Genomic DNA, 23,519 nt, shown 5'->3' on the forward strand with positions numbered 1-23,519 from the left:
ACAAACATGCTGAACGAATCATCTAAATCCCTGCAATCGAAATCATTTCAATCTCCTATTAAGTTCAGCTACCGTTACCTTCAAGCGTTGTTAGGGATTGAAGCCTGTCCTACACGCAAGACATTTCGCCAACGCCGCGATGGACAAATCAGATTGGCTAATAAACTCACCAAGGCCGATCTGCAGCTAGCCATTACCTTGCAAGTGGGTATTCAGACGGATGGCATTTCAAATTTTGTTAATCGACATATTGTCTATCTAAAGCTTCAAGAAATATTTGAAACACCTGTTACAAAGGACCAGTTCTATGCGGCTTTTGAAAAATTTGAGATGCATAAACTGATTACGGTTGGTAATGAGTCACATACAGGTACAATGAGCTTAAAACTTGAATCATATTTGGAATCAGATGGCCAGCTAGGGCGTTTTTTCTTATTGCCTAATCTGGTTTGTTCGGCTGCCTTTGGCATGCTGCCAATAGCGGCGCAAAAGCTCTATATGTATGCCTGCGGACAGCAAGGCGATCAGCGGGGGAAAATGCTTCAGCTCAATTATGACAAGCTGGGTGACCTTATAAGAAGAGAAGAGCCTAGCCATATTCGCAGAGTGTTAGAGCTCCTAGGCACGCAACCTATTGTCGGGAGCCAGCCGTTATTTTCAGTAGCACGTAGTGAGAGAAATGTGTTTAACCAACCCAAAGCGGTGTTTCAGGTGAACGCGGATTTGATGCCAAGGCACATACAAGGCATTCACTACCGTTCTATTTTCCCTGCTAAAAAAAGCTACAGACAATTAATTGCAAGACTAGAAGGCTATCTTACCGCAATAGGATGCGAGTCATTCACCGTTTGGAAAAACGGTCAAGCTCTCCTCCGTTTAGCAGCTCTACTAAAAAATAAAAGTGAGACGGCTATAAAGTATGTGATGGCCAGGATTCGGGAGTTCTCCCTCCAGGGTGACTATCCAGAAACAATGCTGAATGATATTCGCCTTGAAATCGTTGACAAGAGCACGGCTGCATTGCTCAACATTGCCAAGGACACGGGCGTCATTCGCTATGTACAAAACCGATCAGAATTTGTTTCTAAACTGAAGGGCCTAGCAAAAGCGGGCTTCCGAAAGCTTTGTAAAGGAGCCTTAATAGAGCTGGAGCGTAACTTTGCTAGGCCAGCTGCATATGGCAGCCTGGATTATCGCAAGCCGAATTTAGAAACGGAAGAGCTCGAGTCAGTCATTGACCTCGAATGCTATCGCGCTAAGGCATTCCGGATGGAGCGGGATCCAGCCAGCTTCATAGATTTAGTCCAGGATGCTTACTATAAGTGGTTGAACGGATTATCTCCTAGCGATGTTGCCCATTGGATAGCATGGGAACTGGATAAGCTGCCTCAATGGACGCCTATTCCGGATCCTCCACGTCATTTCTGTGTGGCCACGTTTCTTCAACAAAAAACCAACATCTAAAGCCCTCTGCAGCAGCAGTATAGGGTCTCTTCGTTATTCCCCTTCCTTCCCTACTTTTAGAATGAACCCCTGTTATTGTGCTCAACAAGCAGCCTTAGAATCTGTTATTCCATCCTATCGGGACAACCATATTATTTTTCCTACACGTCCACTCTCTTTTTTTGTCTTCATTCGAAAGAAAACAGAATGAACGATCCATATATTCTGGTCTTTAGGCGGGATTATGGCCCTTTTCTCTGCACCGAAGCCAGTATTTTCATAGTTTCCGTTTTTATCGGCGTATTTCGCCTTGTTTCCGTTTTTATCGATTTAAATAGAGTGTAAGTTCGTTTTTATTCGGCAAAAATCGGGAAGTTCCGCGCTGACTATAGGCTCATCAAGTACGTAGTCGTTTTGTCTTTAGACGTTAAGATTTATAATCGATTTCATCATCAAAACGGGAACTCACGTTCCTTTTTTGCGTATGTATAAGGTGGAGATTCATATCATCAAAGGAGGACAACTATGCTCTATCATACATGCTGCATTGAAGGTGCCAAAACTCATATCCAGACGGACTCAGTGGATCTCTTTATCGCGGATCCCCCATTTAACCTGCGCTTTGGGGGAACGACGCAAACCAAAACTAAAAAGCCTAGATTTGAAGTATTTGAAAATGACAACTTAACACCGGCTGCCTATAAACAATTCTGCATGCAATGGATGGCTCAGGCCTACCGCATTTTAAAGCCAGGACATCATGCGTATATTTTTATAGACTGGCGCATGTATGCGGATATGGTGCATTGGCTCAGGCTAATCGGTTTTGTCGTGAAAAATTGTATTGTGTGGGACAAGCAGCATATGGGGCTAGGCTGGCAATATCGCTTTCAGCATGAGCTCATCATTTTCGCTGTAAAGCCGGCCAAGCGTAATCGGCGGATAAATACGCGCAAGGATACGGATATTTGGCGGATTCCGCGTATTCATGGTAATAAGACCATTCACCCGACGGAAAAACCGGTGGAGCTGCTGAAGCGTATTATCCTAAATAGCACAGATGAAGGAGCTGAAATGGTGGACTTTTTCTCTGGTAGCGGCGTGGCCTCGGAAGCAGCCATTCTTACGAGACGTAACTATAAGGCCTTTGAGATTGGTGAACACTGGTATCAAGTATCCAAAGCCAGGATCGATGCAGCTGAGCAAAGCCTTTCTCAAGAATGACCATACTTTTTGCATACTAAATGCGTACTCCGTAAGGGGAAAAAGGCTGTATAGTAGGTAATATCATAATTAGCGAACAAACAAAGCCGCCGGAGAAATCCAGGCGGTTTTTACATGTTCGTCTGGAGGTGGAAGGATTGCATGTTTTGGTTTGTGGACTAAGCGTTGAAGCTATTTTGCCACCAACCCTGCTGCTGCAGGTGGTGGATACACAAGAAATGATGGAGCATGTTTTATTGCATGCGGATCCAACAGTAATCGTAATCGCAGAGGAGCTTGCGACGGGCAGTATAGAGCGTATGGCAAGCCTTGCGCCTCAAGTGCCCATAGCCGTTGTTGCAAAGGCGCATACGCATGTTATAGCCCGTCAATGGGCGTCACAGGGCATGACATGGGTATGGCCATTTGAAAATTGGGCGGAACATATGCGGCTTACACTGCTGCCCGACCCAAGGGTGGAATCGGTACAAACCACTGAAATGGAAAGTTTGCTTCAGCAGCACGAAATACAGGATACGATCGTGATTGCGGTTGCTGGGCTGTTTGACGGTGCGGGGAGCACACATATGGCACTTAGTATTGCTAACCAGTTAGCTGGGCATGGGAATGGCCGAGTGGCACTGTGGGAGGCTAGCAGCAAGCCGTGTTTTCAATTTCTGGCCTTTAATGCTGCAGGTGAGTTTAGTCACAAGCCACGCTTTCAAATGGGCACTGTTACCTGTTTCAAGGACACAGCAGATATGGAGTGGGTAGAGGCCTATTCCGAAAGCTTTAAATATTTGATTGTGGACCTAGGTAACATTCATACGACGCTGCATGCGAAGAGATTCTTTCAAGCCACCATACCTGTATTGGTTGCCTCGAGCAGCAGTTGGCGCCAACAGGAACTCGCTAGATTTATTCGGAAAAATAGCCATATGCGCCAGGACAAGTGGCGAATTTTATTACCTATGACAACGGATGAAGCCTATGATGAAATGCTGGAGGCATATGCTGGCCGGCATTTCATAGCTATACCGGCTTTTGATGCCTTCCATCCACATGATGAGGCTGCCATTGTTCTCGATCAGCTCGTCGAACCAGTTTCTATAAAAAGGCCGAGTCTTCTACAACGTATATTTCACCGATAGGAGGTGCGAAATGGATTTCAATTTGCATTATCAACCGATCTGGGACATGACCCATCAGCAGGTAATTGGCTATGAAACATTTGTTCATGGCGTTCGAGGAGAATCGGCAGCAGAGTTATTTCGTCGATACGCCAGGCAAGTTGTTTTAATGGATCGAGCGATCATCCAGCGAGCCATGGATGAAGCTTTGCCAATGCTAACAAGCGATCAGCAGTTGTTCTTAAATGTTCATCCAAAGTCGCTTATAGCGGGGCTTCGCCTTGATTTAAAAGCGATCAATACAAAACAGATTGTTCTAGAAATCACAGAAAAAACACCGTTCAATCAGCGCGTGCTGTATCAGCTGCAGCGATTGGCCTTGCGAGGCTTTGTTTTTGGTATTGATGATTTTGGTACACAATTTTCTAACCTGGATCGACTCATCTCACCGACATTCAGACCAGAATATTTGAAACTGGACAAATCTTTTGTTCGGGGACTTAAACTTACGCGAAATACTGCAGTCGTCATTCGTTTCACGCAGGAACTTTGCCAGTTGCTTCACATAAAGCTCATTGTGGAAGGTGTTGAAACATTAGAACAGCAAGAGTATCTCCTCGCTCAAGGCGTGCGCTATATGCAAGGCTATTATTTGGGAAGACCGGCGCCCATTGCCAAGGATCAGTTCACTATAGAAGAAGTACTGAGTAAAAAAGGGGTTTAAAAATATGGGGAGTAATACCGGTAAAATAGTCAGGCTGAGTCTTTTAAGATCCGGTTGGGTGCTATTAGATTTGCTAGTGACGATAAGCTTGGAAAAATACATCTCTATGCAGGGCGGGCCGGTAGGCTCGATAACTGCCCTGAATTTGGCGTATTTCGGGGGGAACATTGTAATTTCTAAGTTTTTTGAAAGGATAAATAAAACGATTAATTTTAAATTGGTTTATGGAATGGTTACCATTTTAATTGGCATGCTTTTATTTTATTTACTGACATTTGAGCAAACTTATTATGTTTGGTTGCCATATGCCATCGTTGCGGGGTTAGCCCTATCAGAAATTGTATTCAAGCCCTGGTATTATCTAAAACTGTCTATTTTGCCAAAAGACGAGATAAGAAAAGCTCTCACGGTAAGGACAATAACTACTGGTTTAATGAGCTTCATTTGTATTTTCGTCGCATCTTTATTTCTGACCGGATATATCGAAATAAAATATGTATTCTACTTCGCTATAGGATTAGGGATTCTAATTCCACCACTTATTGCCCTAGAAGAGCGATTGTTTAAGGTGAAGAATGCTATGGATAAAGATAATGCTAATGCCTTAGTAGACAACGAAAATAAGAGAGGAAAGATAGAACTAGAAAAACTTGAGAAGGTATTTAAAGGATTACTTCTATCCAATTTCGTATTTCTTTTTTTGATAAAGAGTGTGAATGGAGTAACTTTGTACCTTGTATTAGAAGTATTGGGGAAAGAAAAAGAGTTTCAGTTTAAATTTGTGGCTATGTATTACTTGGGAAGCGTTATAGGATCTTATCTTTTAAAACCCATTTTGAAAAAGGGGACAGAATCAATTTGGTTAGCATTTTCCTTCTTAACCATTGCTTGTTTTTATTTGGCGATTTTCATCACAGAGTGGGAAGGTCTGTGGCTCCTATCGTTTGTAACCGGAGCTGCAAGTTCTTTTGTGAGTATGCGTGTTTCTCATTATCTCCAAGAGAACTTCAAAGAACAGGCTTTAGTGAAGTGGACGAATATACAGTACCAGGTCATTTCAGGAAGCCAACTCCTATCTCTAGTGCTTGTTAACCTGTTTTTAACTTGGGGCAAGACAGTTTGGACAGTATATATACCATTACTGATAGGTATTGGGTTTATCTATTTCGCAAAACTTATTTTTAGTGACAGAAAAGCAAAAAGTGAATTGATTACCCCAAATTTTTAGTAACCATTCTTCGAATTATGAAGGATGGTTTTTTATTGGCCAAGGAGGTGGAAAAAAGGCCGTCAGAAAAAGATGAAATAGGATAGAGCATCTTTACAACAATCAATTATAAGGAGTGTTCAATGTGAAAACGGATCGTGAAGCAATGCTAAAGAATGCAGGAAACAAGTTTATTAATGTACCTTTGATGGATACGGAAAGTAAGTTGTTACTTGGAAATTACCAGGAAGATAAGACGACATTCGAATTTACATGCACATCAATCGAAATTGGAAATTCGGTAAAGATCACTGGTCTTGTAGGTGTGGCAAAAGAGTTCCGAGTTTCAGACGTTGGAAGTATGAAAATGATTGATCTGCACGATTTGATCATTCAGCTTAAGGGTATGAATGGTCAAAATGAGCTAGATGCTGCGATTATTCAAAAATACGAGCTAAAATTCAACATCAAGAAGTTATGAATAAAAAAGGACACCTAGCGCTTGGAGTTGCTGTCGGATCAGCGGGGCTCATCATGATGCCTTCATGGGGGCTGCAAACAAGTGCATCTATGCTGTATCTAGTAGCTGCAGCGATAGGTAGCTTGGCTCCTGACCTAGACCATAAAACAAGTACAGCAAGCAACTTAATCCAGTTGTCGCCTCAATACCGGCGAATGGCCGGCTCAATAGGGCTGCTCCTGTTACTGGTTGCAGGTGCGCTTTGGGGGTTGCCACGGCTGGGGATAGATATGAATCAGAATTGGGTCCATAGCGCTCCTTTATGGGCAGCAGCGGGTGGCCTAAGCTTTCTATTAGGCAAACTTCGCAGCTTAGTTTTATTCGGCGGTGGAGCGCTGTTACTTGCAACATATGCGCTTTACGATTGGCACTGGCTGGCTGCTTTTGCAGGCGGGGCATTATTGCTGCTGCCATTGGTTAAGCATCGCGGCATCATCCATACGCCAGAGTTCGGGCTCGCACTGAGCATAGGCATCATTTCCTTTTGCCATCATGCAGATGGGCTATTATGGGGTGCGGGAATGGGGTTTGTGGTTGGTTGGTGGGCTCACTTAGCCGGGGATCTCTTTGGGAAAGAAGGAATTCAGTTTCTACTGCTACCAAAGGTCAAAGTTGCTCTTCGCTGGTTTGATAATGGAGGATCCGCTGAGCGGTGGGTGGCTAGGTTGTGTTGGTCCATTAGTTTCTGTTGCTGGGCGCTAATTTTGTTCAACCCTACAAAAATCATATAGAAAAATAGACATTTTAAGAAAATGGGGTTCAAACCCTACAGAAATCCTACAAAGGGAAGTGTTGGTTATGAAAAAATGGATGGCGTGGTTCCCGCTTGCGCTCTTGCTTTGGATGATTCCTATAATCGCGTATGCTGCCGGGGATGAAAACCCGATGGACCGGTTGAAAAAATTCTTTAAATTTAACTGGGCGGTCATTGATAACCTAGGTTTTGCTTTTTATCTCATCATGGTCCCGATTACCATCTTTATATTTGTCCTGCTTGTTTGGACAGTTGTGGGCTTGATCTCCTTTTTTTACAAGGTTAATAAAGGTGAAAAGAATTTCAAAGACAAAGATTTCTGGATCCGTACAGGTGCTATTATCCTTTTCGTCTTCCTCATCGTATCAGGAGCGTTGTTTGATTTCCTTGGTAACATCTATGAGTGGACGGTTAAACTGGACATTGGCTCTGGCGGCGATGCCTAATGCTTTCGCTCAAAATCGATTACATCAAAGAAATGAAGAAAATTTATACCATAAACTTTTCTCAATTAGAAACATTGGAATGGTTTCTCGTTATAACGGGATCGGCGGGCACTGTCATTTGTACCGCTGCTCTCGTTTATTGGGTTTGGAAACTAATTGCATTTTTTTGGCGCGTGCGTTTAGGGCATGCGCCCCTTAATGATAAAAAGTTCTGGGGTAGGATGCTGGTTGCTTTGCTGATTATTTTCCTCTTCATGAGTTCAGGCCTATTTTTAATTGCAAAAGGATTGGTACAAGTCTTTATAGATTTGGGGTGGCAAGTATAGTGCTAGCGTGGATAGTCTCAGCCTTATCGGTTGTAAGTGCAGCTGCTGCTACAGAAAACGAAGAGTCTGCGTCTGGAGGTAGCGAGCAAGATGGAGGCGGATCCTGGTATATACCAGATTGGGTTAACGATCTGGCTAATCAGTTCCGAGAAATAACCCAGACGTTCAAAGATTTAATGAGCGGTAAACTCATTAAAGATGCGATTGATAGCATGGTGGTCAGTTACGCAGATGAAATGCTAACCCCCGTATACGGGGCATTTAATAAAATCTTTTTGTTTACGCCGAGGCTAGCTGAGATTGGTTTTGTCCAAGCAGGTTGGTCTTTTTTCTCCATACTCAGCTTATCTTCTCTTTTTCTGGCGATTCTAGTTATCGCAATAAAGGTAATCCAGGGCAAAAAAGAGATGAAAACGTTGTTGAAAGTGTTCGGCTGGTGTTTCCTTGCAAATTTTTCAAGTTTAACCGTCATGAATTTTATTGGGGTAGGTCTTAATTTTGTCACTCAATCCATACTTGCCGGTATTATCGGAACAACGGATATTCAATACGAAGCATTATCAGGCGAGGAAGTTCTAAAATCTCTAGTCGTCGGAATTGATACGGTGACGGATCCTTCCTATGCAGGTCTCACGCTAGGGCAACTCATGGCGGATTCAGAAGGCGGCATACTTACGTTAGTTATGTATGCCATGACCATCGTATATCCTCTATTCTTAATTGCTTCAGTCAAAATCCTTGTGTTCATCATTATGTATATCTTTGTAGGGGTATGGATTTCTTATGCTGCCTTTACCGGGAAATTAGAGACGTTACTGGGATTCCTGAACATTTATATCCGGACTCAAATTGCGGGTGTGCTGATGGCGACCTATTGGGCTGTCTTTGTAAAATCTCAAAGTGATTATGGTAGTGATTTGGGATTTTTAGCTTCAATTGGCATTCCGCCTGTTATTGCGACTCCCCTAACGTCGATTGCGCTCGTTGTGCTGCTTTTCTACATTTGGATAAAACCTTGCTGGAAGGCTGCGCGTTTGCCAACGAGCCTAAACGGAGGTCAAGCGGTGGAAACGCTAGGTGCATTCGGAAATAAGTCTTCAATGGCTATAAATGCACTAGGTAAACGATTTGGAATGGAAAATCTGCAGCATAAAGGATTAAGCTGGGCTCGATCAAGTGAACGACTCGCTGAGGTCGGCCGAAAAATGCAAGAACGAGAGAGGCAGAAAAAAATATTAAAAGCGGTCATGACTAAAGGCGCTACGGAAGTCCTTTCTGGCGTTAAATATGCTGAGCCACAGGTTTGGGAGAATAGAGTGGGATCCGTGGTTGCGAGTAGAGCTGGTGCAGAGATTAATTATGACACTAGTCTAATCATGGATACACCTTCGCATGAAGTGGCTCATCAACTAGAGCCAGAGGGTTTTACACCAGGTGCCGTAATTAAAGTCGAACCAGATCAGCTAGAAGAAACACGTACGCTTGCTTCATCGTTACATGCCAAATATGGAGAAGCAGTGGATTGGAATTATCAACGAGGCGAAATGCTTGTCAGTAATAATGAACATCTAAAGCCTATCCTGCAGGAATTTGAAAAGGCTAATATCGCTCGCACCATTAGCCACGGGTATGAAAAAGACGGTGTGTTTTTAGATGTTGAGAAGAAAGTAGTCAAACGTTTTAGCGGCAACGAGGAAACCGAAAATACCATGAATCAAGTGAAAGGGAAATTGCCGATTTATTCGAAGGTCAACAACTTAAGCCCTACCGAAGCAACAAGTGCGTTCGAACACTTGCAGCGGTTGGGTAAACAGCATCCTGCAACGGAACAGGTCAAGTTAGTCAATGGCGAGCTTTGGATTCCAGATTTGATGATTCCTGTCATGGTGCCTATTTTGCAAGAGATGCGTAAAGAAAGTGCAATGTTTGTACGATTTGATCTACCAAAAGGATCTCAATATATTGAAAGTTTACACCAATATATTCAGAGCCATGGGACGGATGAATTAAAGGATGGACTCGAAATAAATGTTTCAGAGAATAGCTTACTTGTACGTGAATCCCAGACAAAAGCTTTTGAAGAAATTCATAAGGCATATCGCCAAGTCAGAATCCCTTATTGGCGTACCAGAACAGGAAGAACGATGGTCATCAAGGATGGCTTGCCCGTGGATAATGGCCAACAACCATTAACAGGAATGAATATGGGCAGCTTTGAACAACTTCAGGCAGATATGATTAGAGCGAAAGACGGGAAGAAAGGAGGAGGCGGATGAACGATAATATTGAACAGGAACAGGAGCGACTGCGCGAAAAGGAAAACGAGCTGCTTAGCACTTACTTTATGGGAGATATTCGTGAGGATGTCATTTTCTTGGGTCTAAATTATAAAGATATGATTTGGATTGTGGGGAATTCGCTTCTCGGTAGCGTATTCCTCTTTATATTTCCCTTCTCGTATTGGGTGAAGATACCTGGCATTCTGCTTATTGTTGGTTTGAGTTTAATCAGTCGTATGCTGGCTTGGCCATATAGGCGCCGTCGCCGGTTGCATTACATGCGGCAAAAAAAACAGGGCGTGGATCTGCAGCCTGTTCACAATATTGAAGAGGAGAGTTGGTATTACCGGAATGGTAAAACCATTCATGTAGCGTTAGGACTCTCTGCAGATCCCTGGGAAACGGCTGTTTACAATCAGAAGAGTAATCGAATCCAGGGTTTTGAAGCATTTCTGAGAGCCATGGCAGCCGAAGGTTTTAGTGCCCGACTTTCGGCGGAAATGGTGCCCGATTATCAAACGGAATTATGGAAACAAAAATCGGAACAGCCTACTGAGTCATTTGGTTTGAAGACGCTGAAGCAGAACAGGATTGACTTGTGGAAACGACAAGCTGATAAGGAGACTGCAAAACGAAGCGTCTATATCCTGACATTGACCATAAAAGAATTTCGCATCGACATCCGAGAACGGGATGATGAGCCAGAGGAATTAGATAAAAATGAACTGAAACGGTTCCGTATGCTGGCTGAGCTGCGAGAAAAATTAAAACGGGTGTTGGATCCCTTAGCTGAGGCTGGACATGCTTCCACCATTTTATCTGGCTATGCAGTGCCTGAAATCATGAGTCGCTGGTGGGATCCGCAAGCATGGAAGATGTGGGTATCTACTGAAGGGGATTGGTCGGATTCGGAAGAAGGGTCCACGGTCGATCAACTGGAACACATGGCCGAGGAAGAAAGGCAAATCCAAGAGAGCGTAACGGAGGAGTTCAGCGAAGTGGCTGCTTCGTCTGAGGAATTACCGGTTAAGAGCAAGCGTATGTTTATCCTGCGATTGCTAGGGGCTGCAGGGCGCACAATTTTGTTTCTGCTACAAAGAGTGGCAAACGGGTTTGTTTTTGCTTCTAAGGCTTGTACAAGGCAGTTAAGGCGCTTAAAACGCAATAAGAAGGCTAAAGAGCCGATTAATGATCCCTTACCTGAGCAAGATGGAACTGATCAAGAGTCCAAAGTGTCAACGAATCACATACCGCCTGTTCAAGGCATTACCTATCTGACTTCACCGGCTGCCACAGGGAAGTCTTTTTTGGCTGCCAATATGGCGGTTACCATGAACCAGGTAAAGGCCCAGGAGCAGAAATCAATGGTTGTAGTTGATTTATCTCCGGACCGGGGTGTTTTAAGTTACCTCAATCCACTGCAGGTTAAAAGTCCAGTGGAAGGTTGGGAGCTTTGGATTACACGAAATGCGCCAGGACTCGAGCTTTGGCTGCCTATACCCAAGCGTATTCTACATTTGGAGGAGCTGGCGCAAAGGTTGGCGGAGCTAAAAAAGAGGGGGACGGTCATCGTTGATTTGCCCTTTCATTATCCTGGACGTGAGGCGTTATTCCGTTTGGGTACGGCCATAGCCATTGTAGATGACGACTATCACCACTGGCTGCAATGGGTTCAGGCGGCTGAGGAGTGGTCTGGAGAAGTGTGGCTGAATCAAATGAAAGAAACGATGCAAGCTCCGCTGAGTGCAGTTGTGAAGGAACAATGGGATAAATCAGTGACCTATTCTATTCCCTTCTTTTCAGATGCTAGTCGTTGGTTGTTCAATGGCCGGCCTTATGCCCTGCATCCGGAGGCGGCGCAGCTGTTAAGGCAAGAAAGGGAGGATGCTAGCGATGCTGAGCGCGACGAAAAAGCTAATTAAACGATGGGAAAAGGCTCCTACCGAGACGGTGGTCAACGTTCTCGACGCTTCCGATAAGCAAAGCGGGCATTACGTTCGTGTTCTAATGATTCAAAATTATACGCCCGTTATTGTGGCTGGTTATTTGGACAAGCTCGATGCGCTTGTGACAGCAGAAGGCGCTACCTTGCGTAAAACAATCCGGTACGCGAGCAGTGGTGTTACCTGGAATCAATCCATGAAAAATAAACTGAAGCGGCTGAATAAATCTATCGATTCGACGCCGCCTGATGATCCCGTGCGAAAGGCGGAAGTGCAGGCAAGGGATACCATTATCGCGCTGCGAGATGCCAAGAGTGATGACAATCGTAAATTGATTGATGTTCATACGTTCTTGACCATTATGGCACCCAAAAAGCATCAGTTGCATGCCGTGCAGGCTAAGCTGGAACGCTGGTTTGATGATAAAGACGGCACCCTAAACGCGCTAGAGTATGAGCAAATGGAGGCATTGAAGCAAACGGGGCCTGCACATGATATGCATACACCTGCAGGTGAATTTTTCGAAAAGCATCATTATGGCCAAGTGACAACAGATACGGTTGCGGCTCGCACTTATCCCATGACAAGAGGTTCTTCTTCTGATGGTCAAGGTGTTTATTTCGGGCAGCGGACGGAGGACGGATCATTCACTTTTAAAAACATTTGCGATCCGGACGATCCGAGAGCTCAGAATATTACGGTTTTTGGCAAGTCCGGAGAAGGGAAATCCTATTTCCTTAAAGCACTTGTTGTTTCCCTGTTAGAAGAGGGCATCTATGTATTTGTTTTTGATCTAGATGGGGAGTGGCGAGACCTATGCGCCTATGTTGGCGGTACTTATATTGATCATACTTCCGATCAAGGGCGATATTTTGAGCCGTTAACCATTATGGCAGCTCTACCGGAGCTGGACTTGGATTGCGTAGAGTTCAACCGTAACCGATACAAGAAAGCCATGGATAACGGCGTTCGAACTTTTTCGTTGTTGGCAGATGGTCTTACAAAAGAACAACTGTTTGAGTGCGGCGAAGCTATTGAACGAGTGATGAAGCAAGCAGGTATCGATGAAAAGAACCCGTCTACCTGGAATGCGCCTTTTAAAGGTGAACGCCCCACTATACACCTTGCATTTAGAGAGATCGAAAAGGCAGCTGCGGAAGGGAACACAGACGCAGATAGTCTTTATAAAGCGGTTCGTATTTACTTCATTGGGATATACAAAGGCATCTTCAGCATGGAAGAGAAAATAGAATTTGAATCTAAGAAAACGAGACTCACTGTCTATAAAGTAGGCGGAGGGCAAACAAGTAAGGATGATAAAAACGAACTCGCGAAGCAAGCGCAATTAAAGATGTCGATGTCATTTGAAGTGGTTAACTCCAACATTCAGTGGCTTAAATTTGAAGGCGTCCGCTTTTCTGCTGTTGTGGTGGATGAGGGTCAACGACAAACGAAAAACCCAGAAATGCGGCGAGAGATTTTTGACTGGTATACAGCTATTAGGAAATGGAACGGCATGATGATCCTTGGCTCCAATACGCCAGCCATTATGCTGGATACGGCTGAAGGCGAAGGTATGTGGGAAAATACAAGCGTCCGTGTTTATTTCTATATGGAGCGCTCCGCCATCCGTAAGTTGGCTAATCATTCAAGCGTTCCATTGGAGATTCAGGAACGAATATCTGAAAATGAAGGAACGAATCGATATGTTTTGGAGTATCACAAAAAATTCGATGAGTTACTCATGACTGTGCCGGCTGAAGAAAGTAGATTGTACAAAACGCGTGGCCTGAAGCAGGTAGGGTAGCGCTTATGCAAGATAAAGTACTGAAAACCGTAAAGACGGTGCAGCAGGCGAGGAAAGTTTATCAAATCATTGCAGCTCTCGGTTCTTCCAGCGTCCTAGCCATTATCGCGATTATCTTAGCTCTTTTGTTTGTACTGCTCATTATTGGTTTGACCTTTTTGCCTTTTTTATTATTCGCTCAAGAGGGAAGCCTGAGTAATCAGACAGGTATGGAAGCGGGATGGGCGCCGGTACGTCTAGAGGAAGATGGCAGTGAATATATGTGGCCTGTCCCTACCATTACAAGGATTAGTTCTTATTTTGGAATACGAAACATAGGTGCAGGAGCGGAAGCGCATGGTGGCATTGATATCGCGGACGGTGCTCCTAAAACAGAGCTACAGCCGATCTATGCTATGGCGGCCGGTGTGGTTACGGTTGCTGGTAACGTGAGTGGTTATGGGCGAGCGATCTATATTGATCACGGCAGCGGTCTCGTCAGCATATACGGGCATTTGGACGCTCGGATGGATGTAAAGCCGGGCGATCAGGTTGGTAAGGGGCAGCGGATCGGTCTAATCGGTGCTGGCAAGGTGGGGCGATCAACGGGGCCTCATCTACATTTTGAAATTAAGCTAAATGGCAAGCGGGTTAATCCCTTGGATTACGTTCAGCCTAGTTCGCAGCTGCCAGGCGATCTGTCTTATCGATCACTTAAAATTGCAGAAGTAAAAGCCTATTTGGAAGGGAAGAAATCAGCGCTAGCTGATGTTGCCATTTTGCAAGCGATCGATGCAGCTGGACGGCAGCAAAATGTGGATCCCCATCTACTTATAGCGATTACAGGACAGGAGCAATCGTTTGTGCCGGCTAATCGCAAAAACGCAGCGCTTATCGTTAAAAATCCGTGGAATGTCTTTGGCTGCTGGTGCAGCGGCCGTGGCGCGACACTGACGACTGAGCGCTCAGCACTGATTGCGGCCAAGACCATCGTTAAGCTCTCTGAGGATCGGCCGGCCGGGCGCAATGCGATTGAATGGCTGAGCGCTAAAGACAACCCCCGTGGTTATTATGCAGAGCATGCTGGCTGGTGGATTGGTGTGTCCAAGTTTTATAAGACCATTTCAAAATTATAAAGGAATGATGCTATGTATACGTTGGTATTACTCGTTGGATTGGTACTTTGGTTCTTGCATCGGCATGGAACCAACATCGTGATTCCCAAATGGTTATGGCATATCATCGGTCTTTTTCTCATTTTTATGATTGTAAAAAATATCAGCGATGTGTTTGCTTTTGCAAACGATGAAGCAGGAGAGTGGTGGCCGTTGGTTCGCCAAAATGCGCAACAGATGAGCGCTCAACTCCGAGAACTTATTAGGGATATGATGCAGGGAGGATGAGCGGATGGATGGCAAGGAGCAGCCTCAAAAAGAGAGTTTTGGGCAGTTTATTACAAAGGTGAGTGGTGTGTCACTTGTAGCTGGCGTGGGTCTACAGTTTCTGGAGGTGCCTGCTAATCTTCAGCAATTAGCAGCAAAAGTGATTCCTTTTTCGATACTCCTATTCACCTGCTTTGTAGCCATTCCAGCAGCGATTAATTGGGGCTGGAATAATCGCTCAAAATTTTTTGTGTTTCTTCGTCAATTAATTAAACCAAAAGCAGAGCCTGCGAAAATGATAGCTGTTGAGACCTATCAAGATAGCCATCAAGCGAATCAAAGCTCTCCTTCACAAGATACAATACCGGCATCTGTGAGCGTAATAAATATGTCAAAAGAAGCGCTCAGCGGGGTGTATGCAATGCTACCTGCTAATCCAAATCCTACAGTGCAATCTTCCTTGACGATGGAGACGGCAGGCCCCATCCTTTCGGACGCACTGCAATTGGCAGGCTTCACGATTGAGGGGGATGTTGAGTTACTGGAGATTATGTCTGGTCCAACCCTGCAGTCCGTTACCTTTCAGTTGCCGGCCAAGGTGCAGTTAAGTAAATTGTCATCTAAGAGGGATGACATAGCCAATCACTTAGGCCACAGTAAAGGATTTGATATTCGCTCCACGACAAGGTTTAAAAGTGCTGCAACGTTTGTCATCCCACAGCAGCAGCGGGCTCTTGTGTATTTACGAGATTTAGCAAGTGAATTACAGGAATTTGCGAAAAAAGTAGCGCTCCCTGTCGTATTTGGTAGAGATGTGTATGGGAAACCTGTCTTGCACGATTTGGCGAAAATGCCTCATCTACTCATTGCTGGCGCAACCGGATCCGGGAAGTCTGTTTGTATTAATGTTTTATTGAGCTCGCTGCTTTTGACTCGAACACCCGATGAATTACGGCTCCTGCTCATTGATCCAAAAAAAGTGGAGCTCTCCGTTTTTAACGGCTATCCCCATTTATTATCTCCGCCGATTACGGATATGCGTAGAGCGATGCAGGCTCTTTCAAAGGTTATTGTGGAGATGGAACGGCGATACGAAGTGTTTGAAAAAATGCGGGTCCGGAATATTGAAGCCTACAATTTAATAGCATCGGGCGAAGAAAAGCTCCCTTATATTGTCGTTGTCATAGATGAGTACGCTGATTTAATGGTGGTTAGTGGAGCGGAAGTGGAGGAAGGGGTCATGCGGATTACGCAAATGGCAAGAGCTGCTGGTATCCATTTAATTTTGGGTACACAGCGTCCAAGTGTGGACGTTGTGACAGGAGTCATAAAGGCAAATTTGCCTTCCCGAATTGCCTTTAAGTTGAATTCGTCTGCTGATTATCGAACGCTATTGGATGGAGGAGCTCCTCATTTACTTGGTTATGGTGACGGAGTGAGTATGATAAACGGGGGCGTCCTTGAACGCTTCCAGTCAGCTTCTATTAGCATTAAAGATGATGAGTCAACAGGTTTTCTCGAAGCGCTCAAGCGTGATTGGATTAGCAAGTCTGAAGCGGATCGGCAAGCAGCCTGGTCTATAGAAGAGGGTAATGAATCGGAAGAATTGTCAGAAGAAAGGGACTGGCAGGAGCAGCAATCTGATGTGGAGCCAGAAACGGATCAGGCGATAAATGGACCGGCGGAAGAGGGTCTCACCGAATTAAGTGAATACGACCGTGTTTTGGAGGTTGTGAAGGCCAAAGGCGGTTTAGCTATCAAAGATGTCCAAAAATTGCTTCGTTGCGGTTTTTCTGAGGCAGCTGCTTATGCTACGCGCATGACGCAAGAAGGAATCATAGGGCCATTTGATTCCACGACCAATATGCGGCCACTGATTCGTGATCAGCAGCTCGATGCCGATGAGGATTCAACTGCGGACAGCGATCTGCTAAGAATGAAAATGTATATATGTTCCGTTCGAGCTGCTAAATCTGCCGATTTGCAAGAAGTTCTGCAAGTCCGGAAACAAAAAATTATTGAGTACATGCAGGTGCTGGTAATGGAAGGGTTTTTGCTTGCTCCCACCAGTCCGAGGACGGGATACATGCTAGCCTGGAGTGAAGAGCGGATGGATGCTTTCCTTCAAGAGAACTCGGAAGTGGCATAACGGAATGCTAAAAAGCTTCCCTGATTTTTTTAGTTCCCATCTTTAGTTCCCGTTATTAGTTCCCGGTTTAGTTCCCAATAAAAAAAATCCGAAACTCCTTGATACATAAGGGGTTATTTGTGATTTGTATATGACGAAAAAAGCGGGAACCAAAAACGGGAACTGAAAAAATGCGGCATTTATTTGCAAATAGGGAGGAGAAACGAACATATGATGAGTGTGCTAATAGGGCTGATAATGACGGTAGCAGGGATTGTGGGATTTGTTTTTTTCATTTGGAGCTTAACCAAACAGTATTTTAAATGGGCAGTCATAACGGGCGGCGTTGTCCTTTTGCACTCGGCGGTACTATCCTTTTTATTTTTAACCCATTTTGTTATTGGGGTGATTATTTAATGGCCGTAACGATTATGCCTGAATTGAAGAAAATTATTGATCGGGTACAGGCAGCTGATCACGCTGGATTTAAGCAAGCGATGAATCAGCTGTCTAGAAAGTTTGTTGCGGCCGGCGATGAAATAACGGCGGAAGCCATACAAGTGGAAGCGGAGAAATATACGCAGCGTCATCACTATCAGCAGATGCAGACGTTACCGACGAACAGTGGGATTTCAATGGGGGCATTGTACACGCCTGCTGAATCAAAAGAAAAAGCAAAGATGCTGGTCTTGAGTGACGAAAACGATCAAATGCTTGGCGAGCTTCTTGAAATTTATGAGAGTCGGGAACTCTTCTTCCAAGAAGGGATCCCGTTACCAACAAAATTACTCCTGTTTGGCCCACCTGGAACGGGGAAGACGATCAGTGCTTATTACTTAGCCTATAAGCTTCAGCTGCCGCTTGTTATGGTTCGCTTGGATACGATAATTGCCAGCCATTTGGGGGAGACAGCGACGAACATTCGTAAAATCTTTGAGTATGCGAAGAAGATGCCTTGTGTCGTATTTATGGATGAATTTGACGCCATTGCACGTAAACGAGGTGGACAGCAGGATGTGCAGGAAATGTCTCGTGTAGTCAATACGCTGTTACAGTGCATGGATGAGTTTAATAGCGATGGCGTGATCATGGCAGCCACGAATCTTAATGGGGACATCGATCCAGCGGTTAGCCGTCGCTTCGATACCAAAATGACCTTCTTGGTACCAGGGGAAGCGGATGTTGAAATGTACATCCGGAAGATTTGGAAAGCGCCATCCTTGCCTGCAGAGGTGGTCAATCAAGCCAGGGAGCTGTTTAAAGGCTGCACCTTCGCGGAAATAGAACAAGTTTTTCTCAAAGCCAAACGTAAAGCCATCTTGCGAAAAGAGGTCCTGCATATTGGGCTTATTGTTGAAGGGATGCAAGAGTACTTCCCAGAGGGTCGCGCTTCAGAAAAATGATCATACTTTTTGCATACTAAATGCGTACTTTTCGATGTTCATATCCCTTTATGATTGGATTATCACAAATTTGTAATGAAGCTATCCGTTATGCGGGTAGCTTTCTTTTTGGGGAGGGTATGGTCATGAGCCGGAATAAACGCTCACCACCGTTACGTGTTTTTCTGCTGGTTTACAGAAAGGGGGAAGCCGATGATTGAACTGACCATGAAAGAAGTAGCAGATCGGCTGGATATGGCGGAGAGCAGCCTGCGGCGCTGGCTGCCGCTCATGGAGCAGTATGGTTATGTCTTTCAACGAAAGGAAAATCAGCGACGTCAACTAACGGAGCGGGATGTTGCCGTTTTGGCTGACATCAAACTGATCAGCCAAGTGAAAAGCCTTGAAGAGACGTGTCTGCTGCTCATTCGGCCTTCAAATTTAGAGTCGCATGTTGATCCATCGGCAAAAAAAGAGTTTGAAGCTATGCTCGAACAACTACTTGATGTGATCTACTGGCAGGGAGCTGCGGTAGCAGTTGAGCAGCTGCGTAGACAGTGGCTCAAGATTATGGACACGGAGGAATTAGGATGAAGTGGAGAATGGAATTCAAGAAGTTAAATCGTATTTTTTTATATGTGCTATGCATGCTTGGCTCGCTGAGCTTGATGTATATGTTAGACATCAAGTGGTCGAAAGATGTGGATACGAGTTGGGTAGTCATGGCTTCGAGGCAGATTATGCCCCGTGAGCAAATTACAGTGGATGATTTAGCCCTGGTCAAAATGAAAAACAATTTACTTGTTGAAGGGGCAACCAACCGGTCGGAGCTTTTTGTTGGAAAAGAAGCGCTCCAGCTGATTGAAGCAGGCGATCAGTTGACGCTTAATCGAGTCGATAAAATGGCTTTATTGCGCTCGCCTGATGCCCAAATTGTAGAGGTACCGGATGAATGGCTGCTGTCTGTTCCAGGTAGCTTACGCCGACTGGACCGAGTAACGTTGACAGCGGTATACGGCGATCAAGCGGCCGTGGATAGCGAGACGGGGCAAACGGTAAAGAGGGAGAATATTGAAGTGCTAACGGGCGTGGTTGTGGCTTACTACAAGGATTCCGGTGCATCGGAGGTAGAGTCATCCGAGCAAAATAAAAATCCGAATATTCGGGTGGATGCCACCGTTCGTGGACGGAAGTTGGAATTGGAGCTAACGCCGGCACAGTTAGCGGAGTTATCCCGAAAAGCTTCTGAAGGTTATCAATTTATTGTGGGGTACACATCATGAGAAAAATCGCATGTATTGGGCTGGATGCTGCGCTAATTGATCGCTTAAAGCAGCTGCCTGTTGAGGATGTTACTAACCTGACAAAAGAACAATTGGTGTCCGGAACAGGCGCTGTTTCAGCTACTTTGGTAGTGATTAGTGATCGGTTCGTCAAGCCGTTTGAGTTGGAGTCGCTAATCGATCGATTTCCTGATTCCAAAATCGCTTATCTGATTAGCTATTCGGCCAATATTGCAGCTGCTGAAGAAGCATCTTTAATATGCAGGAAGCTGGGTATTTTGGACTTGCCTCCCAAACATACCGTAGAACAAATCGCTCAAAAACTGCATAGCAGCTTCTTGGGCGGCTATATAGCGCCTGATGTCTATCAAGGGAAGGTGATCGCTTTCCTGGGCACGCTGGGGCAGGTTGGCGTTACAACAACCGTTCTAGGCTTAGCTGAGCAGCTTGCTGGTACAACGACGGCAAAAATTGGCGTCCTTTCCTTTAATGCTTTCACGCCTGGTGATCAGTATGTGGCGTATAAGGGAAGCCTTCTAAACCAACTGCATACCCAGATCCATGTGCTAACTCCGGAAGAGCTTGAGAGTCATATGCATGCTTTTCCAAAGTTTCATTATCTAGCCGGCAATGCTGATCTGACCAAACGTTATCGCTATTCGGCAGATGCCATTGAGCATTTAATTGCGGCGGCAAGGTCGCGCTTTGATATTGTCATGATTGATGCAGGGTGTAACCCGGATAACAACTTATGTTTACAAGCGCTCATGCAAGCAGATATGCGGGTAGTCGTGACGACACAACAACCGGCTGCTTTACACATGTGGCAGCAGTTCAGTCCTGTGCTTCAGCTTGTTAACGGTGGAGAGAAAATGTCGTTCATGATGATTTTGAATCGTTACCATGCAACACGCGGCGACGCTCGCTTAATCGAAAAGAAAATGGAGGTTGCGTCTCTTGGTGTGTTGCCTGACTTGGGCGAACAAGGTCATCTCTGCGAAGCGGAGCATCGGCTGCTTACAACGACGGACAATAAGCAATACCTAGAAGGCATTCGTGCCATTTCGGAGCTTTTGCAAGCACGTTACAAATTGCCGCAACTTGCGGAAGGAGGGCGAAAAGGATGGTGGCAAGCACTGCTCGGCAAGTAGAGTGGCGAGAGAAAGACTTTCATATCAGCGAGTTAATCCACGCTCGTGAGGCGGAAGCTTCAGCTGCAAAACTACATGAGACGGATCCGATGCATTTTAAAGGTTTGTGTAAGCAAGTCATCAAACATCTACAAGAGAAAATGAAAGCACGTAAAGAAGCTGATATTCAAAAATGGCAGAAATTACAGCATGATGCGGTTATCGGGAAAAAAGAAGCGGTACGTATTTTTAAAGAGGAAATCGAGGAGTTTGTGCGATTATCTCAACTGCAAGGCACATCTTACCCTCGTTACTATAAATCATTGACCGAAGCGCTCTTTCAAGAAACCTTGGGTTTGGGTCCTATATCATTGTGGTGGGCACATCCTCTCTTTCACAAGTCGGAGGCTGCTAAAATTATCGGAACTAAGATTTACTTTGACATTCCTGGGGAGAGCGATCCCCTCCAGCCCTTCGAATACGAATCAGAGGAATATGTCATTGAAAACGTCATAAACAAAATCAAAATGAAAGATGAGCATGCCCATATTAATCAGTTTAAACCCACGCTCGAACTGGAAATGGATGATGGGACACGCGTGACCATGATTATACCGCCGCGGGCACGGAAACCAATGGTCATTTTCAGGAATTATACGATGAGAAACCCGAGAATCGAACATTATGTGGGACTTGGAAGCATGCCGGCGGACATCTATGCATTCGTACTGGCTCTCTCGAAAGCTCGTTTAAATGCTGTTAACACAGGAGCTCCTAAATCCGGTAAGTCTACCTTTACGATAGCTATGTCTGCGGAAAGGATAAAAAAGGGCAAGGTGACGGTTGTCATCGAACATGATTTTTCGGAATTGAAATTAAGCGATCTTCACCCGGATCATCAAATTTTAGAATTCATTGTACGAACGGAAGCGGATTATGATGATGTATTTCGGCAGGTCCTACGTTCCGACTATGATTTTGCCATTATTCCCGAGCTGCGAAGCATTGAAGCGGAATTGTGTATGCTGGCCTGCGAACGTGGTAAAGGTGGCACCATTACTACTTATCACACCGAGCAAGTGGAGAATATTCCAGGGCAAATTGCACGGCTCATTCTACAGCGATTCCCGAGCCGGCTTTATGAAGAGGAGTTAATCCGAGTGGCAGGCAATCTGGATATCGGTTTTGTGTGGCGAGAACGATCGGATGGTTCTAAGCAACTCTGTCAGATTTCAGAGTTCCGTGTGGATCCGTTCACAAATGAAATCAGCACGCATGACTTCATGCGCTACGATGACTGTACAGAACAATACACCTTCAGCGCGGGAGTATCAGATGCGATTCGAAAAAAAATGTTTGAACAGGACCCTCTGCTCGCTACAACTGCTCTGAGGGAACTAGAAGAACTTGCGCGAGCCTTTCCCCTTCAGGGACAACCATCGGCTCAGCACAAGGAGGAATTGACCCATGTTCCAGTCATTTGATCTGGCTGCCTTGGGCGTCATGAAAGTTTTGCTCATTTTTGTTTATGCCTACTCTACTTACCGGCTAACGGGTGTTGTATTTGAACGTTTGCTGCTGAAGTGGCGGACACCAGCCTATCTTATGGTCAAACCGCTGGACGCAGAGAAAGGCTCACGTTATTTTACACATCTTGAGCTGCTGTTGCGATCGACGACACCTCGGTTCAACCGTCATACCGTAAACCAGTTTCTAGCCAAGAGCATGACCCTTTTTGCTATCGTCTACTCCATTTTATTAATGGGCTATGCGGGAGATCGATTTTCGTTACAGCTCCATTTTTTATGGAATTTTGATGCCTTTCGTTATGCTACCATCCTAGCTTTTCTCCCCTATTGCTGGTTAAGGGTTCGTTTGTATGTTTTGCGCTACGAGAATGGCTATGCGCTGATGTCGTTTGTGGAGAAGCTGTTGTTGAAATATCGCGCTGCTCATCACGAAGCGGATCTGTATCAAACGTTATATGAATTGGGAGATGAGCTGGAGGGGCCAATGAAACGAACGGCGAGCTCGATGGTTTCCGTTTTGCAGCTTGAAGGCAAGATGGCCATAAAGGAGGCGGTAGAGCTTTTTACCTATCAAGTCCCAGGCAGTTGGGGAAGGCAGCTGGGCGTTATGTTCATCAAAGCGGCTAAAGAAAACCTGAACATTGAGAAGGCGCTGCAAAAAATCCATAGTGATATGACAACCTTCGGCCAGATCGTTGAATCTGAAAAGTCCGATGCATCTGAAACGGTCATTATGGGTTTATTTCCCTTGTTTTGTGTACCACTTGCTCTTTATGGATTGAGCCTGGTTATTGACGTTTCCATGCTGAAAATCCTGCTCGATGAACCTCGCGCACTGTTGGCTCTTATCCTATGCGTGATCGCGATTTTTGTAGGGATTTTAACGTCAATCGTATTATCCAAACCTAAAATAGAGGTGTAGGA

At 45.0% G+C, this 23,519-nt stretch carries 22 protein-coding genes and 1 pseudogene; all 23 read left to right on the plus strand.

Features of this window, described 5'->3' with window-relative positions:
• The first annotated feature begins 6 nt into the window (after positions 1–6).
• The 23 genes and pseudogenes from ABEW34_RS21615 to ABEW34_RS21725 all read left to right on the plus strand — a co-directional run bounded on the left by ABEW34_RS21615 (position 7) and on the right by ABEW34_RS21725 (position 23,517).
• Positions 7–1,464: a hypothetical protein gene (locus ABEW34_RS21615; RefSeq protein WP_430161361.1), complete on the plus strand. Its 1,458-nt coding sequence runs from the start codon at positions 7–9 to the stop codon at positions 1,462–1,464.
• Between the two features lie 504 nt (positions 1,465–1,968).
• Positions 1,969–2,667, plus strand: a complete 699-nt coding sequence (locus ABEW34_RS21620; protein WP_430161362.1) for a DNA-methyltransferase — start codon at positions 1,969–1,971, stop codon at positions 2,665–2,667.
• Positions 2,668–2,804: 137 nt separating this feature from the next.
• A complete protein-coding gene (locus tag ABEW34_RS21625) occupies positions 2,805–3,797 on the plus strand; it encodes a hypothetical protein (protein ID WP_430161363.1) in 993 nt (330 codons plus the stop codon).
• A 10-nt stretch (positions 3,798–3,807) separates the two neighbouring features.
• Positions 3,808–4,500, plus strand: a complete 693-nt coding sequence (locus ABEW34_RS21630) for an EAL domain-containing protein (RefSeq protein ID WP_430161364.1) — start codon at positions 3,808–3,810, stop codon at positions 4,498–4,500.
• A gap of 4 nt (positions 4,501–4,504) precedes the next feature.
• Positions 4,505–5,728, plus strand: a complete 1,224-nt coding sequence (locus ABEW34_RS21635) for a hypothetical protein (protein ID WP_430161365.1) — start codon at positions 4,505–4,507, stop codon at positions 5,726–5,728.
• Positions 5,729–5,852: 124 nt separating this feature from the next.
• Positions 5,853–6,188, plus strand: a complete 336-nt coding sequence (locus ABEW34_RS21640) for a hypothetical protein (protein ID WP_430161366.1) — start codon at positions 5,853–5,855, stop codon at positions 6,186–6,188.
• Between the two features lie 56 nt (positions 6,189–6,244).
• Positions 6,245–6,445 (plus strand): annotated as a pseudogene (locus ABEW34_RS21645) (hypothetical protein); the annotation flags it as partial.
• Between the two features lie 12 nt (positions 6,446–6,457).
• Positions 6,458–6,958, plus strand: coding sequence for a hypothetical protein (locus ABEW34_RS21650; RefSeq protein WP_430161403.1), 501 nt, complete (start codon positions 6,458–6,460; stop codon positions 6,956–6,958).
• A 67-nt stretch (positions 6,959–7,025) separates the two neighbouring features.
• Positions 7,026–7,427, plus strand: coding sequence for a hypothetical protein (locus ABEW34_RS21655; RefSeq protein ID WP_430161367.1), 402 nt, complete (start codon positions 7,026–7,028; stop codon positions 7,425–7,427).
• Positions 7,427–7,753, plus strand: coding sequence for a hypothetical protein (locus ABEW34_RS21660; RefSeq protein ID WP_430161368.1), 327 nt, complete (start codon positions 7,427–7,429; stop codon positions 7,751–7,753). The genes ABEW34_RS21655 and ABEW34_RS21660 overlap by 1 nt, the downstream gene beginning before the upstream one ends.
• Positions 7,753–10,029, plus strand: coding sequence for a hypothetical protein (locus ABEW34_RS21665; RefSeq protein WP_430161369.1), 2,277 nt, complete (start codon positions 7,753–7,755; stop codon positions 10,027–10,029). Before ABEW34_RS21660 ends, ABEW34_RS21665 begins: the two co-directional genes overlap by 1 nt.
• Complete coding sequence (locus ABEW34_RS21670; protein ID WP_430161370.1) at positions 10,026–11,954, plus strand: hypothetical protein; 1,929 nt, start codon at positions 10,026–10,028, stop codon at positions 11,952–11,954. The genes ABEW34_RS21665 and ABEW34_RS21670 overlap by 4 nt, the downstream gene beginning before the upstream one ends.
• Positions 11,926–13,782, plus strand: coding sequence for a helicase HerA domain-containing protein (locus ABEW34_RS21675; RefSeq protein ID WP_430161371.1), 1,857 nt, complete (start codon positions 11,926–11,928; stop codon positions 13,780–13,782). The genes ABEW34_RS21670 and ABEW34_RS21675 overlap by 29 nt, the downstream gene beginning before the upstream one ends.
• Before the next feature lie 5 nt (positions 13,783–13,787).
• The gene (locus tag ABEW34_RS21680) at positions 13,788–14,897 is read left to right on the plus strand and encodes a M23 family metallopeptidase (RefSeq protein ID WP_430161372.1); all 1,110 of its coding nucleotides are present in this window, start codon (positions 13,788–13,790) and stop codon (positions 14,895–14,897) included.
• Between the two features lie 12 nt (positions 14,898–14,909).
• Positions 14,910–15,164, plus strand: a complete 255-nt coding sequence (locus ABEW34_RS21685; RefSeq protein ID WP_430161373.1) for a hypothetical protein — start codon at positions 14,910–14,912, stop codon at positions 15,162–15,164.
• A gap of 4 nt (positions 15,165–15,168) precedes the next feature.
• Positions 15,169–17,292 (plus strand): FtsK/SpoIIIE domain-containing protein, encoded by a 2,124-nt coding sequence (locus ABEW34_RS21690; protein ID WP_430161374.1) that lies wholly within the window; start codon positions 15,169–15,171, stop codon positions 17,290–17,292.
• A gap of 210 nt (positions 17,293–17,502) precedes the next feature.
• The gene (locus ABEW34_RS21695) at positions 17,503–17,688 is read left to right on the plus strand and encodes a hypothetical protein (RefSeq protein WP_430161375.1); all 186 of its coding nucleotides are present in this window, start codon (positions 17,503–17,505) and stop codon (positions 17,686–17,688) included.
• Positions 17,688–18,674: an AAA family ATPase gene (locus ABEW34_RS21700; protein WP_430161376.1), complete on the plus strand. Its 987-nt coding sequence runs from the start codon at positions 17,688–17,690 to the stop codon at positions 18,672–18,674. The genes ABEW34_RS21695 and ABEW34_RS21700 overlap by 1 nt, the downstream gene beginning before the upstream one ends.
• Before the next feature lie 192 nt (positions 18,675–18,866).
• Complete coding sequence (locus ABEW34_RS21705) at positions 18,867–19,247, plus strand: hypothetical protein (RefSeq protein ID WP_430161377.1); 381 nt, start codon at positions 18,867–18,869, stop codon at positions 19,245–19,247.
• Entirely contained in the window at positions 19,244–19,936 is a 693-nt protein-coding gene (locus ABEW34_RS21710) for an SAF domain-containing protein (RefSeq protein WP_430161378.1), read from the plus strand. The genes ABEW34_RS21705 and ABEW34_RS21710 overlap by 4 nt, the downstream gene beginning before the upstream one ends.
• Positions 19,933–21,087 (plus strand): AAA family ATPase, encoded by a 1,155-nt coding sequence (locus ABEW34_RS21715; RefSeq protein WP_430161379.1) that lies wholly within the window; start codon positions 19,933–19,935, stop codon positions 21,085–21,087. The genes ABEW34_RS21710 and ABEW34_RS21715 overlap by 4 nt, the downstream gene beginning before the upstream one ends.
• Positions 21,060–22,550 (plus strand): ATPase, T2SS/T4P/T4SS family, encoded by a 1,491-nt coding sequence (locus ABEW34_RS21720; RefSeq protein ID WP_430161380.1) that lies wholly within the window; start codon positions 21,060–21,062, stop codon positions 22,548–22,550. The genes ABEW34_RS21715 and ABEW34_RS21720 overlap by 28 nt, the downstream gene beginning before the upstream one ends.
• Positions 22,534–23,517: a hypothetical protein gene (locus ABEW34_RS21725; RefSeq protein WP_430161381.1), complete on the plus strand. Its 984-nt coding sequence runs from the start codon at positions 22,534–22,536 to the stop codon at positions 23,515–23,517. The genes ABEW34_RS21720 and ABEW34_RS21725 overlap by 17 nt, the downstream gene beginning before the upstream one ends.
• Positions 23,518–23,519 lie beyond the last annotated feature (2 nt).

Origin of the sequence: Paenibacillus algorifonticola (assembly GCF_050481745.1) — a bacterium.
GTDB lineage: Bacteria > Bacillota > Bacilli > Paenibacillales > Paenibacillaceae > Pristimantibacillus > Pristimantibacillus algorifonticola_A.